Genomic DNA, 12,557 nt, shown 5'->3' with positions numbered 1-12,557 from the left:
ATAGCAAGCCCGTGATTTACAGCACGGTTGCCAGAAAGTGCCGCACGCGATGATTTTGCGGATCGTCCAGCACACGGTTCGCCGGACCGGCGGCGATAATTTTACCTTCTTCCATAAAAACGACGTTATCCGCCACTTCACGCGCGAAACCAATTTCGTGGGTAACAATTACCATGGTGATGCCTGAGTGCGCCAGCGCTTTAATCACCTGCAGCACTTCTCCCACCAGCTCCGGATCCAGCGCCGATGTCGGCTCATCAAACAGCAGAACCGCCGGATCCATTGCCAGCGCACGGGCAATGGCGACGCGTTGCTGCTGCCCACCGGAAAGCTGCTGCGGCCAGTCGTTTTCCCGTTCGGCCAGCCCGACCTGCCGCAATAGCAGCCGCGCCTTGTTGGTAGCCTGCTGGCGGCTCAGTTTTTTCACCAGCATGGGCGCATCGATGATGTTCTGCAGCACCGTGCGGTGCGAAAAGAGGTTAAATTGCTGGAACACCATGCCGATCCGGCTGCGCTGAAGCGCAATCTCGCGGCTGCCTAATTCATGGAGCGCCTGTCCTTTCTGCCGGTAGCCCACCAGTTCTCCGCCGATAAGAATGGTACCGCCATCAAGCTTTTCCAGATGGTTGATGCACCGCAGCAGGGTAGATTTGCCGGATCCGGACGGCCCGAGGATCACCGTCACCGAGCCGGCGGGAATCTCGAGGGTAACATTATCGAGGATCGTGTTGCCGGAAAAGCGTTTGGTGACTTTGCGCAGGGTGATAGTCTCAGCCATTGTTTAGCCTCCCGATCTTCAGGCTATAAAACAACAGATTGCGTTTCGCCCGATCCTGGCTTGGCTGGCGGATAACGCTGCGGCTAAAATAACGCTCAACGTAATATTGGCCCACCGACAGGACCGAGGTCATCAGCAGATACCACAGCGTCGCCACCAGCAACAGCGGGATTACCTGGTAGGTGCGCTGGTAGATAATTTGCGCCGAGAACAGCACATCCTGCAGCGCGATCACCGAGACCACCGCGGTGGTCTTCAACTGGCCGATAATTTCGTTGCCGGCCGGCGGCAAAATGGCTCGCATCGCCTGCGGCAAGATGGTGTGGCGAAAGATCTGCGCCGGGCGATAGCCCAGCGCCCGCGCCGCTTCCAGTTGGCCATGCCCGACGCTTTGGATCCCTGCGCGCACGATTTCCGCGGCATAGGCGGACTGGTGCATCACCAGCGCGATCACCGCCGCGCTGAACGGGCTTATCAGGGTGTTGGCGTCGGCGCTCCACAGCGCGCCGACGCCGGGCAGGGCCAGGGAAATCTTGGGATAGAGCGCGGCGATATTGTACCAGAGGAACAGCTGTACCAGCATCGGCACGCCGCGAAAGAACCAGGTATAAGCCCAGCTTACCGCCACCAGCAGCGGATTGGACGAAAGGCGCATCAGCGCCAGCACGGTGCCGAAGGCAAAACCGAACAAGACTGAAATGACGGTCAGTTGCAGCGTCATCAGCACGCCGCGCAGGATGGATTCCTCGGTAAAGCTCCCGATAATAGTCTGCCACTCGAAGCGGGGATTGGACATCATAGAATGGATGGCGGCGCACAGCAGGAGCAGCACGAAAAACGCGCTGACCCAGCGGCCGTAATAGCGTTTGCCGACGATCCTCAGCTCATCGGCTTCGGTTTCCTGCGGTGTACTGTTCATTGGAATATCTCTTCGTTTCGTTTTGCTTCTTTCACGGCGCCATAGCCGATCCCCCAACGATCGAGGATTTTTTGATAGCTGCCGTCCTGGATAAGGGAATTGAGCGCGGCCTGCACCGGTTCTTCCAACGGCGACTGTTTGGGGAAAGCGATGGAAACCGGCGCGTCATCCACGCTGATCTCGCCGCTCATGGCCAGCGCTTTCACCAGGTTCACCTGCCAGGTGAGTCCTTCGTAAGGGCCGAAAAACAGCGGCACGCGCCCGCTGACCACGGCCTGCACCCCGGCGGGGCGGTCTGGGAACACCGCGATGTTAATCGGCGGTTTGCCCTGCTCCACGCACTGTTTGCTGGCGGCTTCGAGACGGGTCAGCTGGGTAGTGCCGGCCCCGCCGCCGACCTGTTTGCCGCACACCGCCAATAACGAGGTAAAAGGGGCGACATTGGCGTCTTTACGGGAAATAACCCCGAGCCGGGAAGCGTTGTAATAGCCGATAAAATCAATTTGCTGCAAGCGCGTCTTGGTGGCGTTGATATTGGACAGCGCCACGTCATACCGGCCCGACTTCAGCCCGGGAATAATGTTGTCGAACCCGCCGGTATCCTGCCAGTGCACCGTCACGCCCAGCCGTTCGGCAACGGCGTTCATGATATCGATTTCACGTCCCGCCAGCGTGCGGTTGTCTTCCTGGAAAAAAGTAGTGGGCGGCGTATTGGGGTTGGTGCCGGCAATAATATAGCCCCGGGTCACAATATCGGCGGGCAGTTTATTTTTCAGCCTTTCATCGCTCTTGACGTGAAACGAACTGGCCGTGGGAACATTCTGCTCGGCCGCCCAGGCGTTATGCGCGCCCGCCATCATGAAAAGCGATATAAAACCATGGGATAACTTCATTAAAGGCTTCTCTCCAGATGAAATATGACAAAGGGGCCTGCGTGCAGACCTTAGATAGATAAACATTCAAATTAGATAAAGGCGGAAGCGGTCAGGGCGCTTAGGCAAACGTCGGTCTGGCAACGGTTTCGGCATATTGTCCACTCATTAATAGATTGTCATGGAATACCGACGACCTTCACAAGTGACAAAATTCGCTAAGCTTATAAGAAATTTTGGAATGACCCGCGCCGGGAACGGTGATTGCGCCCCTGAGGCCGGGCCGTGTGACCCTACCCCAATAATGAGCGGAGCAAAGTCGGGGGGCAGGTCAATTCTTTCTCGCCACATGCGTTGGAATGCCTGGAATATGTCGATGTGATCACTCCGAATAAAACCGAGGCCTCACAGCTTTCCGGCGCTGAGTGCTGACACCACCGGCGCCGGTGACGCTTTTAACGGCGCGTTTGCGGCAGCACTGGCCCGCAGCGAGTAGGTGGTGCAAGGAGAATGAGATGACTAAAATTGGAGGTATTGTGCCGGTTATGTTGACTCCCTTTACCCCCGATAACCACATTGACTATGACGGCCTGGCGCGCCTGATTGACTGGTATCTGGAGAAAGGCGTCGATGCATTATTCGCGGTGTGTCAGTCGAGCGAAATGCACTTCCTCAGTCTGGATGAGCGGGCGGAACTGGCACGATCCGTGGGGTGACGGTGGTTAAACTCGGCGAGATTACATGGCCGGTGCCGCCCATCGAGGTCTCTGCGCAGCCGGCGAAGCCCCTGCCGGCAGCCATCGTTAAACCCTTGGCTATAAGCCGATTGCGCCCTGGGAAAAATACGTGCTGCTGGTGGTAGGAATAGTGCTGTTTGGTCGGCTGGCCAACGTGGCGCCGCAGGCGTTCCTGTCGCATTTTACCGTATTCGCGCTGGCGTGCGTGGTGGGCGATTATGTTGTTTGGAACGTCAGCCATGCGCTGCATACGCCCTTGATGTCGGTGACCAACGCTATTTCCGGGATCATCGTGGTGGGGGCGTTGCTGCAGATGGGTCACCGCAGCCGCGGTTGGCGCGCCGTTCCCGCAGCGCCGGTCCGTCCTAGGTGTCCTTGGCGTGGATGCCGCGTCTCATCTTGGCCAGAATTTGCACCAGGGCCTCGCGTTCTTCGGGGGACAACGTCTGCAATAAGCTGTCCGAGACCTGTTCAGCCACGGGCCGGGCAAGATTCAGCATAGTGCGGCCCTGCTTGGTGAGCCGGATAAGACGCCGGCGGCTATCGGCGGCATCCGGGTGCCGGACAATCAGCTGCCTGGTTTCCATGCGTCCAAGCATTTCCGCCAGGGTTGCCTTGGTGGTGGCGCTAGCCTGCCCGAGCGCGGCCTGATCGAGTCCTTCGGGCGAGGTGGCGAGCGCTTCCAAAACCGCATATTGCGGTTTGGTTAGTTCGGGCATCAGCAAGGTCCAGCGGGCGGTATGCTCCTGCAGGACAACGCGCATGAGGTGGAATAAGGTCTTGTCAAACATCCGCTCTATATCCTGTCCGGTAGTTCCCCGTTCACGCCCGTTTGGCGGGGCGGGTATTATCTCCGCTACGTTTGGCGTGCACAAGCAAATCCCGCCATTGATGCATGCCGGGCTTGACGTTCGTATACGAACTAAATAGAATTTTCCGTGAAGCCTGGGGCGGAGTTTGTTCGTCCGAACATATAGTTCGTATACGAACTATATGTTGTTACCTTGCTTCGTTTATGCGACTTATCCTCGTTATATCGCGGGCCGCTGACGTTGGGGAAGGGCTGACCGGCGCCGGGTAAAACGGCAGGGTAGATGAGTCGACCCGCCTTTTCACATTGGATACGGGATTTAACATGATATTCGACGATTTGCGCCAGTTTCTGCAGGCGCTGGATGAACATGGCCAGCTGCTGCATGTGAAAGACTCCGTCCAGGCCGAGCCGGACCTGGCGGCGGCGGCCAATGCGGCCGGTCGGATCGGGGATAAAGCGCCGGCGCTTTATTTCGATAATATCGCGGGTTTTACCGACGCCAAGGTTGCGCTTAATACCCTGGGTTCGTGGCCTAACCACGCTATCGCCTTGGGCATGGCTCCCGGTACCTCCACCAAGGATCAGGTTGCGGAATTCATCCGGCGCTGGGACGAGTTCCCCGTATCGGTGGAGCGCCGCGCAAATCCGCCCTGGCGGGAAAACAGCGTCGAAGGCGACGATATCAATCTTTTTGAAATACTGCCACTGTTTCGCCTCAACGATGGCGACGGGGGTTTTTATCTGGACAAAGCCGCGGTGGTCTCGCGCGACCCGCAGGACCCCGATAATTTCGGCAAGCAGAATGTCGGCATTTATCGTATGCAGGTCAAGGGCAAACGCCGTCTCGCCATCCAGCCCGTGCCGGTGCACGATATCGCCATCCACCTCAAGGCGGCGGAGGAGCGGGGCGAGGACCTGCCTATCGCTATCACCCTTGGCAACGATCCGATCATCACGCTTATGGCGTCGACGCCCCTGGGCTATGACCAGTCGGAATACGAAATGGCGGGCGCGCTGCGGCAGGCGCCTTATCCGATCGCCACGGCCCCGCTGACCGGATTTGACGTCCCATGGGGGTCGGAGGTGGTTATCGAAGGCGTGATCGAAAGCCGCAAGCGCGAACTGGAAGGCCCGTTCGGCGAGTTCACGGGCAATTATTCCGGCGGGCACCGGATGCCGGTGATAAGGATCGACCGGGTTTCTTATAGAACGCAGCCGATCTTCGAGTCCCTTTATCTTGGCATGCCCTGGACGGAGGTGGACTATCTCATCGGTCCGGCAACCTGTGTCCCGCTTTACAAGCAGCTCAAGGCCGATTTTCCCGAGGTGCAGGCCGTTAATGCCATGTATACCCATGGCCTGCTGGCGATTATTTCCACCAAGAAACGTTATGGCGGATTCGCGAAAGCGGTAGGACTGCGCGCCATGACTACGCCCCATGGATTGGGTTACGTAAAAATGGCGATTGTCGTGGATGAGGACGTCGATCCCTTCAATTTACCCCAGGTTATGTGGGCTTTGTCCACCAAGGTGAATCCCGCGGGCGATCTGGTACAACTGCCCAATATGTCGGTGGTCGCGCTGGACCCCGGATCGACGCCCGCAGGCGTGACCGACAAGCTGGTCATTGATGCGACGACCCCCGTCGTTCCGGACACGCGCGGCAATTACGGTCTACCGGTGCGCGATCTTCCCGAAACGGGCCGCTGGATCGAGCGGCTGAACACGCTGATCGCCAACAACCGTTGATCCGATAATAAATGAAAAGGAACATATGATGATTTGTCCTCGTTGCCAGCATCCGGAGACGGACGTTTTGTTTGAAAGCCCGGTCTCGGGCGTATTTACCGTATTTCAATGCGGGCAATGCCTTTACACCTGGCGTTCGACCGAGCCGCCGCGCCGTTCCGATCCCCGGTTTTATCCGCAAGCGTTCCGCCTGGACCCCGGGAGTCTGGAACACGCCGAGGAAATACCACCGGTTCCGGTCCTGCAGAAAGTCACCGGAGAGTAATACACCTCGTATCCGGTGCGCCTGGGTAAGGGTTAAATCATTCCCGCCACACCGCGTCGCGGACTTCAATGGCCCGGGGGCAGACCCAGCGCGCAGATGCGGCCGGCAATTGCCTGCTGCTCGCCGCGAATAATGGTCAGGTCCATGCGCTGGGTCTGATGGCTGCGACGCGTCAGCGCATGACTAAGGGCATCCGTCGCCATGCCGAGCTCGCCAGAAAGCAGGGCGGCCGCCCCGGCCCGGTGGTGCTGGCCTTGCCGGAGGACACGCGATGGCAATGTTCAGACGTTGGCATAGTTGCCTCAAGCCCACGCCTGGAATCCCATCCGGGCATGACGCAAATGGCGATGCTGCATCGGCTGCAACAGGCGGAACGGCCGTTTCTCCTGGTGGGGAGCAGCGGCTCCGTTAATGCCCAGCATTGGCTACAGTAATTCGCCCACCGATCGCCGCAATAATGACCATGGCGGTATTTTGGGCTTATCAGTGGGAACCCGTATAAAGATCTGAGTTTCAGTGAAACGCGCTTTCTTCATAATGAGGCTCCCGTTGGTTGCATTTTAATCAGAGAACTTCATCAAGCGGTAAGACTAAATTTCGGGGGGACTACACACAACCTGATTTGTTATATGCGAACCAGCCCCATGTTGAAAACCTGAGGTTGGTTTTTCCCAGAGATAGATTGATGAAATCTTAGAATTTGATTTGTATCTTTGACGATATCGTTTTATCGGCGGCGGCAATCAACGCGCTCTCGATGGCTTCCGGCTGATATTCGCCGCTCAGCAGCGGCAGCGGATTGATGCGACCGTCCTGCAGCCATTTCACCGCGGTGTCGAACTCATCTATAAAACGGAAAGATCCGACCCAGCGTATTTCTTTCACCAGCATCGGCATCACCGGGTATTCTACGCTGCTGGCGCCCATGCCCACCTGCACCACGGTGCCGGCCGGGCGGGTGAGGGCGACGGTGGAGCTGATGGCCGCCGGGCTGCCGGAAGCTTCAAACACCACGTCAAAATAGCCCCGGTCCCGCTGATAGAAAGCGGCGCTGTCTTTATTCATCGGGTTAAATGTCGCGGTGGCGCCCATCTGAGCGGCCAGCGTCAGGCAGCGGTCGCTGACATCGCACGCCACGGCTTCGGCCGCCCCGGCGCTTAACGCCGCGGCCAGGATCAGGCAGCCAATCGGCCCGGCGCCGATCACCAGCACTTTTTTGCCGACCAGCGTGCCCGCCGCGTTAACGGCGTGGATCGCCACCGCCAGCGGTTCGGCAAAGGCGATGACTTTCGGTTCGGCGTGCTCATCATAAGGAATACACTGTTTTACAGCAGCCACCACATATTCGGAGAATCCCCCGTTAACATGCGGATCGAACTGCGCGCTGCCCATAAAACGCATGGCGGAGCACAGGTTTTGCTTGCCCTCCAGGCAGAACACGCAATGGTTGCAAGGTTGCGAAGGATTGACCGCCACGCGCTGGCCGACCCGCAGGTTAGAGTCCACCGGCGCCTTGCTTACAACGCCAACGAACTCATGGCCGACCACCATGGGATGTTTGAGTACCGACATCCCGGCGCGTCCATGTTGGTAATAATGGATGTCGGACCCGCAAATGCCGCCGCGGTCCACCTTCACCAGCACATCCTCATCCTGGTATTCCAGCTCACGTTGTTCTACGCGAATATCTTTCTCACTGTAGGCGAAGCAGGCTTTGCAGCTGATTGTATGGGTGCTCATTATTTGACCTCGATTTTAAGTGCGTCTGGGCCGGGTTGCGGCCGGACAGGTTCAGTTGATTTCGGCGGGACGATCACGTCGATTTTCCCGACCAGGAAGGTGTAGGCCAGCAGGCCGGCCAGTGCGACCGCGGCGATATACCACATCGCGTACTGGAAATTATTGGTGCGCTGCAGGATCACGCCGATGACAATCGGACTGATGATGCCGGACAGGTTGCCGCAGATATTCAGGCAGCCGCCCATGGTGCCGAGAAAGTTGCGCGGGATAACGTCGCTCCATACCACCCAACCCAGATTGGAGAAGGCGTTGGCGAAAAAGGCGATGGACAGGATGGCAATGGCCATGAGGGGCTGGTCTTCAAAATAGTTGACCAGGCAAATCACCATGGTCAGGCACAGCCCGGACATCACGGGCAGTTTGCGGGCCAGCGTACGCGATGCGCCTTTTTTCAGCAGCATGTCGCTCAGGGTGCCGCCGCACAGCACGCCGGCCATGGCCATCAGGTATGGAAAGGAAGCTCCCAGGCCCGCTTTGGCGATCGACAGGTGCAGCCCCTTTTCCAGATAGACGATAAACCAGGTCAGGAAGAAATATAGCGTGGAGGAACAGGCGAACTGGGCAATAAACAGACCCCAGATGGTGCGTTTTTTCAGGAAGAAGCGAATATCGGCCCAGCGTACTTTTTCGCTGACGTTAGCCTGGTTTAGTGAACCGTAGCCGCCGCCGTCGCGGATATAATCCAGTTCTTGCCGGTTGGTCTTGACGCTATGCTGCGGATCGCGGTATTTCATCAGCCAGAAGATGCCGAACAGGACGCCGGCGGCGCCGGAAAGGTAAAATGACATTTGCCAGCCGAATTCCGCCACGATAAACGACAGTGCCGGAGTGAGCAGCGCCAGCCCGATGTATTGCGCGCTGGAATAAATGGCGGTGGCGCGCGCCCGTTCATGATCGGGAAACCAGGTGGCGATTATCTTGGTATTGGACGGGAAAGAGGGCGCTTCGGCTATGCCGATCAAGGCCCGGCAGCCCAGTAACATCAGGAATGACGCGGTAGCGGTGGCAAACAGGTGATGCGAGGCAAACCCCATCAGGAAGGTAAACACGCTCCACAGGATGATGGCGCTGCCGTACAGGACGCGTGAGCCGATGCGGTCCAGCACATAACCTACCGGGATCTGGCTGGCGGCGTAGAACCAGGTGAACATGGAGAACAGCAGCCCAAGCTGGGTGGGACTTAAATCGAAATCGGCCTGGATTTTACTGCCGGCGACGGACAGGTTGGCCCGGTCCATATAATTAATTGCCGTTACGATAAATAACAGCGACAAAATAAAGAATCGCGACTTGGTTGCTTTCATTTTATTTTCCTGGTCAAAAGGTACCATTTTTTTATAAGCAGACGGATACAGGGATATAGCCCACAGCGGCGATGCTGTGGGCATAGGTATATTCAGATCAGGCTGGGCGGGTTACAGCACGGCCAGCCAGCCGCCGTCGACGTAGATAATCTGGCCGTTGATGTAGTCGGACGCGGTGGAGGAAAGGAACACCGCGGTGCCGATCAGTTCTTCCGGCTTGCCCCAGCGCTTTGACGGGTTGCTGGCTTTGACCCAGGCGTCGAACTGTTTATTGTCGATAAGCGCGGTGTTCATATCGGTAAGGATATAACCGGGGCCGATGGCGTTGGTCTGAATGTTGAATTCCGCCCATTCGGCGGCCATTGAGCAGGTCAGCATCTTGATACCGCCTTTGGCCGCGGTATAGGGCGCCACGGTGGGGCGGGCGGCCTGGCTGGTCAGCGATCCGATATTGATGATCTTGCCGCCGTTGCCGCGGGCAATCATCCGTTTCGCGGCCGCGCGCGAAACGATAAAAGCGCTGGTCAGGTTAGTGTCGATGACGCGTTGCCACTGTTCCAGCTCCAGCTCCACCATGGGTTTGCGGTACTGGATGCCGGCATTGTTAATCAGGATATCCACCGGCAGCCCCTGTTGTTCCAGGGCGGCAAACGCGCTTTCCACCGCATCCTCATTGGTGACGTCGAAGGCGACGCCCTGCGCCTGATAACCTTTAGCACGGAGTTTTTGTACCGATTCATCCAGCAGCTCCGCGCGGATATCGTTCAGGACTACGCTGGCGCCAGCGGCGGCCAGCCCTTCGGCGTAACAATATCCCAAACCTCGTGCCGAACCGGTCACCAGTGCCGTTTTCCCGGTTAAATCAAACAGTGCAGACATAGCAATTCCTCATTATGGGGTCATGGCGATAGATATCGCTCGTTAACTTGTATGACATCATTCATATTTAAAGTGAAGTAATGAATTTTTTAAAGCAATGCACATACATATTTTTTGCGGTGAAGATCACAGAATAATTTATTTTTATGTTATTTATTTCGTTAAATACGTTTTAAAACAATTAGATAATATATTATTGTTAATTTTATGACCGGGTGCACATTCTTGGATTCGCAGGCTTTGCATCGTGCATTTTCACTGGTATAACGAAAAATACTTGTAGGACAACATATGAGATGCTAGATCTGATAACACTAGCCGGTTGGGTGTCCGGGCGGTTAAGGCGAGGGAACACGCCGCCGTGAAATGAACACGGATGTTAACGGGCAAACATTACATTTAAGGAGTGACTGTGAGTAATTTGAAAATCACCGCGGTGAAAACCATTCTGACCGCCCCGGGCGGCATCGATCTGGCGGTGGTGAAGGTAGAAACCAATCAGCCGGGATTATATGGCCTGGGCTGCGCCACCTTTACCCAGCGTATCCAGGCGGTGAAAAGCGCCATCGACGGCTACATGGCGCCGTTCCTGATTGGCAAGGACCCGGCGCGCATCGAGGATATCTGGCAATCGGCCTGCGTAAGCGGTTACTGGCGCAGCGGCCCCATCATGAATAACGCGCTGTCCGGCGTGGACATGGCGTTATGGGATATCAAAGGCAAGCTGGCCGGCATGCCGGTGTATGAGCTGCTGGGCGGCAAATGCCGCGATGGCATTCCGCTGTACGTGCATACCGACGGCAGCGACGAATTTGAAGTGGAGGACAATGTCCGCGCACGCATGGAAGAGGGCTATCAGTACGTCCGCTGCCAGATGGGCATGTATGGCGGCGCGGGTACCGACGACCTGAAGCTTATCGCCACCCGGCTGGCCCGGGCAAAGAACATTCAGCCGAAACGCTCGCCGCGCGCCAGCACGCCGGGGATTTATTTCGATCCGGATGCCTACGTGAAAAGCGTGCCGCGCCTGTTCGACCATCTGCGCAATACACTCGGCTTCGGCATCGAATTTATCCATGATGTGCACGAGCGCGTGACGCCGATGGCCGCCATCCAGCTGGCCAAGAATCTGGAACAGTACCAGATGTTTTATCTTGAGGACCCCGTGGCGCCGGAAAATATCGATTGGCTGAAGATGCTGCGCCAACAATCGTCCACGCCGATTTCGATGGGCGAATTGTTTACCAGCGTCAATGACTGGAGACCGCTGATTACTCACAACCTGATCGATTATATCCGTTGCCATGTCAGCACCATCGGTGGCATCACCCCGGCGAAAAAGCTGGCGACGCTGAGCGAAATCCACGGCGTGCGCACCGCCTGGCATGGCCCGGGTGACATTTCGCCAGTGGGCGTTTGCGCCAACCTGCACCTGGATATGAGCGTGACCAACTTCGGCATCCAGGAATACACGCCGGTCAACGACGCGCTGCGAGAGGTGTTCCCCGGCTGCCCGGAAATCGAGCTGGGTTATGCGTACCTGAGCGACCGCCCGGGGCTGGGCATTGATATCAATGAGGAAAAAGCGGCGCAATACCCCTGTATCGGTGGTATCCCGTCCTGGACCCTGGCGCGTACTCCTGATGGGACTGCGTCGCGGCCATAGGGAACGCGCGGCATAGGAGGATGGCATCCTCTTATAGCGGCCGGGCGCTTATGCGTCCGGCGCCGACTGTTTCAGTTTCTCAATCGCCGCCACGTTTTCCGACATCGCTTCATTGAGCACCGCCACCGCGGTGGAGGAGTCTCGGTTCTTGATCGCCATGAACACCTTGATATGGGCCTCGACGCTTTCCAGCGAGATGCCGAGTGCGCGGTTCAGCTCTTCCAGATAGTAGTAGTAGATGTCTTTGATGGAATTCATGACGTTGTAAAACACTTTGTTCTGCGATGCCTTGGCGATCGCCAGATGGAAATCAAAGTCGGCCTGTGAATACTTTTTGTAGTCGTCCTTGTTCACCAGCATGCGGTTCAACGCCTGTTCCAGGGCGGTGATGTCGTCGGGCGTGGCGTTGCATACCGCCAGCTCCATGCATTTGAACTCCACCGTTTGGCGGAACACCATCATATCGTGAAACTCTTCGCGGCTCAGGTGCATGATGGGTTGGTGTTCGTTTAACAGACTTTGCTGGTTAAGGTCCTTGGTGACAAAGCTGCCTTTGCCCTGGTGAGTGATGACAATACCCAGATCGCGCAGGCGCTGTACCGCGCTGCGGATGCTGACGCGGCTGACGTTGAACGAGGCGGTCAGTTCGGCCTCGGAAGGTAGCTTGCTGCCCGGGGGCCAACTTCCGTCCAGCAGCTTTTCCTTGATCTGATCATAAACCGCGTTAACCACGTTGTGTTTCTGTATTGATTGAATGCTCATGGTGTCCGTCGC

General features: G+C 57.1%; 12 protein-coding genes and 4 pseudogenes. 7 read left to right on the top strand and 9 right to left on the bottom strand.

Going from position 1 to position 12,557, the window contains the following annotated elements; genetic code table 11:
* Positions 1 to 16: 16 nt before the first annotated feature.
* From ABUK12_RS06415 to ABUK12_RS06405, 3 genes are read right to left on the bottom strand one after another with little or no spacing between them, the layout of a single operon-like run.
* The gene (locus ABUK12_RS06415; protein WP_410015488.1) at positions 17 to 778 is read right to left on the bottom strand and encodes an amino acid ABC transporter ATP-binding protein; all 762 of its coding nucleotides are present in this window, start codon (positions 776 to 778) and stop codon (positions 17 to 19) included.
* Positions 771 to 1,697, bottom strand: coding sequence for an amino acid ABC transporter permease (locus ABUK12_RS06410; RefSeq protein ID WP_410015487.1), 927 nt, complete (start codon positions 1,695 to 1,697; stop codon positions 771 to 773). Before ABUK12_RS06410 ends, ABUK12_RS06415 begins: the two co-directional genes overlap by 8 nt.
* Positions 1,694 to 2,590: an ABC transporter substrate-binding protein gene (locus tag ABUK12_RS06405; RefSeq protein ID WP_410015486.1), complete on the bottom strand. Its 897-nt coding sequence runs from the start codon at positions 2,588 to 2,590 to the stop codon at positions 1,694 to 1,696. Before ABUK12_RS06405 ends, ABUK12_RS06410 begins: the two co-directional genes overlap by 4 nt.
* Before the next feature lie 318 nt (positions 2,591 to 2,908).
* On the opposite strand from ABUK12_RS06405, the pseudogene ABUK12_RS06400 reads away from it, so the two are divergent.
* The 3 pseudogenes from ABUK12_RS06400 to ABUK12_RS06390 form a co-directional block, all read left to right on the top strand.
* A pseudogene (locus ABUK12_RS06400) lies at positions 2,909 to 3,062 on the top strand (ribokinase); the annotation flags it as partial.
* A 22-nt stretch (positions 3,063 to 3,084) separates the two neighbouring features.
* Positions 3,085 to 3,279, top strand: a pseudogene (locus ABUK12_RS06395) (dihydrodipicolinate synthase family protein); the annotation flags it as partial.
* Positions 3,273 to 3,643, top strand: a pseudogene (locus ABUK12_RS06390) (proton-translocating transhydrogenase family protein); the annotation flags it as partial. The pseudogenes ABUK12_RS06395 and ABUK12_RS06390, both read left to right, overlap by 7 nt.
* A gap of 28 nt (positions 3,644 to 3,671) precedes the next feature.
* On the opposite strand, the gene ABUK12_RS06385 reads toward ABUK12_RS06390, so the two are convergent.
* A complete protein-coding gene (locus ABUK12_RS06385; protein ID WP_410015485.1) occupies positions 3,672 to 4,097 on the bottom strand; it encodes a MarR family winged helix-turn-helix transcriptional regulator in 426 nt (141 codons plus the stop codon).
* 344 nt (positions 4,098 to 4,441) lie between these two features.
* Between ABUK12_RS06385 and ABUK12_RS06380 the strand changes: the two genes are divergently transcribed.
* The gene (locus ABUK12_RS06380; protein ID WP_410015484.1) at positions 4,442 to 5,869 is read left to right on the top strand and encodes a non-oxidative hydroxyarylic acid decarboxylases subunit C; all 1,428 of its coding nucleotides are present in this window, start codon (positions 4,442 to 4,444) and stop codon (positions 5,867 to 5,869) included.
* A gap of 25 nt (positions 5,870 to 5,894) precedes the next feature.
* Entirely contained in the window at positions 5,895 to 6,134 is a 240-nt protein-coding gene (locus ABUK12_RS06375) for a non-oxidative hydroxyarylic acid decarboxylases subunit D (RefSeq protein WP_410015483.1), read from the top strand.
* Positions 6,135 to 6,171: 37 nt separating this feature from the next.
* Here the strand turns inward: ABUK12_RS06375 and ABUK12_RS06370 are convergent.
* A pseudogene (locus tag ABUK12_RS06370) lies at positions 6,172 to 6,379 on the bottom strand (AAA family ATPase); the annotation flags it as partial.
* Between ABUK12_RS06370 and ABUK12_RS06365 the strand changes: the two are divergent.
* Entirely contained in the window at positions 6,293 to 6,568 is a 276-nt protein-coding gene (locus ABUK12_RS06365; protein WP_410016826.1) for a hypothetical protein, read from the top strand. The pseudogene ABUK12_RS06370 and the gene ABUK12_RS06365 sit on opposite strands and share 87 nt — an antisense overlap.
* A 259-nt stretch (positions 6,569 to 6,827) precedes the next feature.
* Here ABUK12_RS06365 and idnD read toward each other — a convergent pair whose 3' ends face one another.
* The 3 genes from idnD to ABUK12_RS06350 form a co-directional block, all read right to left on the bottom strand.
* Positions 6,828 to 7,874, bottom strand: a complete 1,047-nt coding sequence (idnD, locus tag ABUK12_RS06360) for an L-idonate 5-dehydrogenase (protein ID WP_410015482.1) — start codon at positions 7,872 to 7,874, stop codon at positions 6,828 to 6,830.
* Entirely contained in the window at positions 7,874 to 9,238 is a 1,365-nt protein-coding gene (locus tag ABUK12_RS06355) for an MFS transporter (RefSeq protein WP_410015481.1), read from the bottom strand. Before ABUK12_RS06355 ends, idnD begins: the two co-directional genes overlap by 1 nt.
* A gap of 111 nt (positions 9,239 to 9,349) precedes the next feature.
* A complete protein-coding gene (locus ABUK12_RS06350; RefSeq protein ID WP_410015480.1) occupies positions 9,350 to 10,117 on the bottom strand; it encodes an SDR family oxidoreductase in 768 nt (255 codons plus the stop codon).
* A 412-nt stretch (positions 10,118 to 10,529) separates the two neighbouring features.
* On the opposite strand from ABUK12_RS06350, the gene ABUK12_RS06345 reads away from it, so the two are divergent.
* Positions 10,530 to 11,783: an enolase C-terminal domain-like protein gene (locus ABUK12_RS06345; RefSeq protein WP_410015479.1), complete on the top strand. Its 1,254-nt coding sequence runs from the start codon at positions 10,530 to 10,532 to the stop codon at positions 11,781 to 11,783.
* A gap of 48 nt (positions 11,784 to 11,831) precedes the next feature.
* Here the strand turns inward: ABUK12_RS06345 and ABUK12_RS06340 are convergent, their stop codons facing one another.
* Positions 11,832 to 12,545 carry a FadR/GntR family transcriptional regulator gene (locus tag ABUK12_RS06340; protein WP_410015478.1) on the bottom strand — a complete coding sequence of 238 codons (714 nt, stop codon included), beginning with the start codon at positions 12,543 to 12,545 and terminating at the stop codon, positions 11,832 to 11,834.
* Positions 12,546 to 12,557 lie beyond the last annotated feature (12 nt).

Origin of the sequence: Sodalis sp. C49 (assembly GCF_046352915.1) — a bacterium.
In the GTDB taxonomy this organism is placed as follows: domain Bacteria; phylum Pseudomonadota; class Gammaproteobacteria; order Enterobacterales; family Enterobacteriaceae; genus Acerihabitans.
Note: the sequence above shows the minus strand (reverse complement) of the source record. Positions and strands in the feature narration are given on the sequence as shown.

What these genes read in the sequence shown, in the direction of transcription:
- ABUK12_RS06385 (WP_410015485.1), bottom strand. Translation starts at nt 4,097, where the DNA reads ATGTTTGACAAGACCTTATTCCACCTCATGCGCGTTGTCCTGCAGGAG.
- ABUK12_RS06365 (WP_410016826.1), top strand. Translation starts at nt 6,293, where the DNA reads ATGGCTGCGACGCGTCAGCGCATGACTAAGGGCATCCGTCGCCATGCC.
- ABUK12_RS06355 (WP_410015481.1), bottom strand. Translation starts at nt 9,238, where the DNA reads ATGAAAGCAACCAAGTCGCGATTCTTTATTTTGTCGCTGTTATTTATC.
- ABUK12_RS06340 (WP_410015478.1), bottom strand. Translation starts at nt 12,545, where the DNA reads ATGAGCATTCAATCAATACAGAAACACAACGTGGTTAACGCGGTTTAT.
- ABUK12_RS06405 (WP_410015486.1), bottom strand. Translation starts at nt 2,590, where the DNA reads ATGAAGTTATCCCATGGTTTTATATCGCTTTTCATGATGGCGGGCGCG.
- idnD (WP_410015482.1), bottom strand. Translation starts at nt 7,874, where the DNA reads ATGAGCACCCATACAATCAGCTGCAAAGCCTGCTTCGCCTACAGTGAG.
- ABUK12_RS06350 (WP_410015480.1), bottom strand. Translation starts at nt 10,117, where the DNA reads ATGTCTGCACTGTTTGATTTAACCGGGAAAACGGCACTGGTGACCGGT.
- ABUK12_RS06380 (WP_410015484.1), top strand. Translation starts at nt 4,442, where the DNA reads ATGATATTCGACGATTTGCGCCAGTTTCTGCAGGCGCTGGATGAACAT.
- ABUK12_RS06415 (WP_410015488.1), bottom strand. Translation starts at nt 778, where the DNA reads ATGGCTGAGACTATCACCCTGCGCAAAGTCACCAAACGCTTTTCCGGC.
- ABUK12_RS06375 (WP_410015483.1), top strand. Translation starts at nt 5,895, where the DNA reads ATGATGATTTGTCCTCGTTGCCAGCATCCGGAGACGGACGTTTTGTTT.
- ABUK12_RS06410 (WP_410015487.1), bottom strand. Translation starts at nt 1,697, where the DNA reads ATGAACAGTACACCGCAGGAAACCGAAGCCGATGAGCTGAGGATCGTC.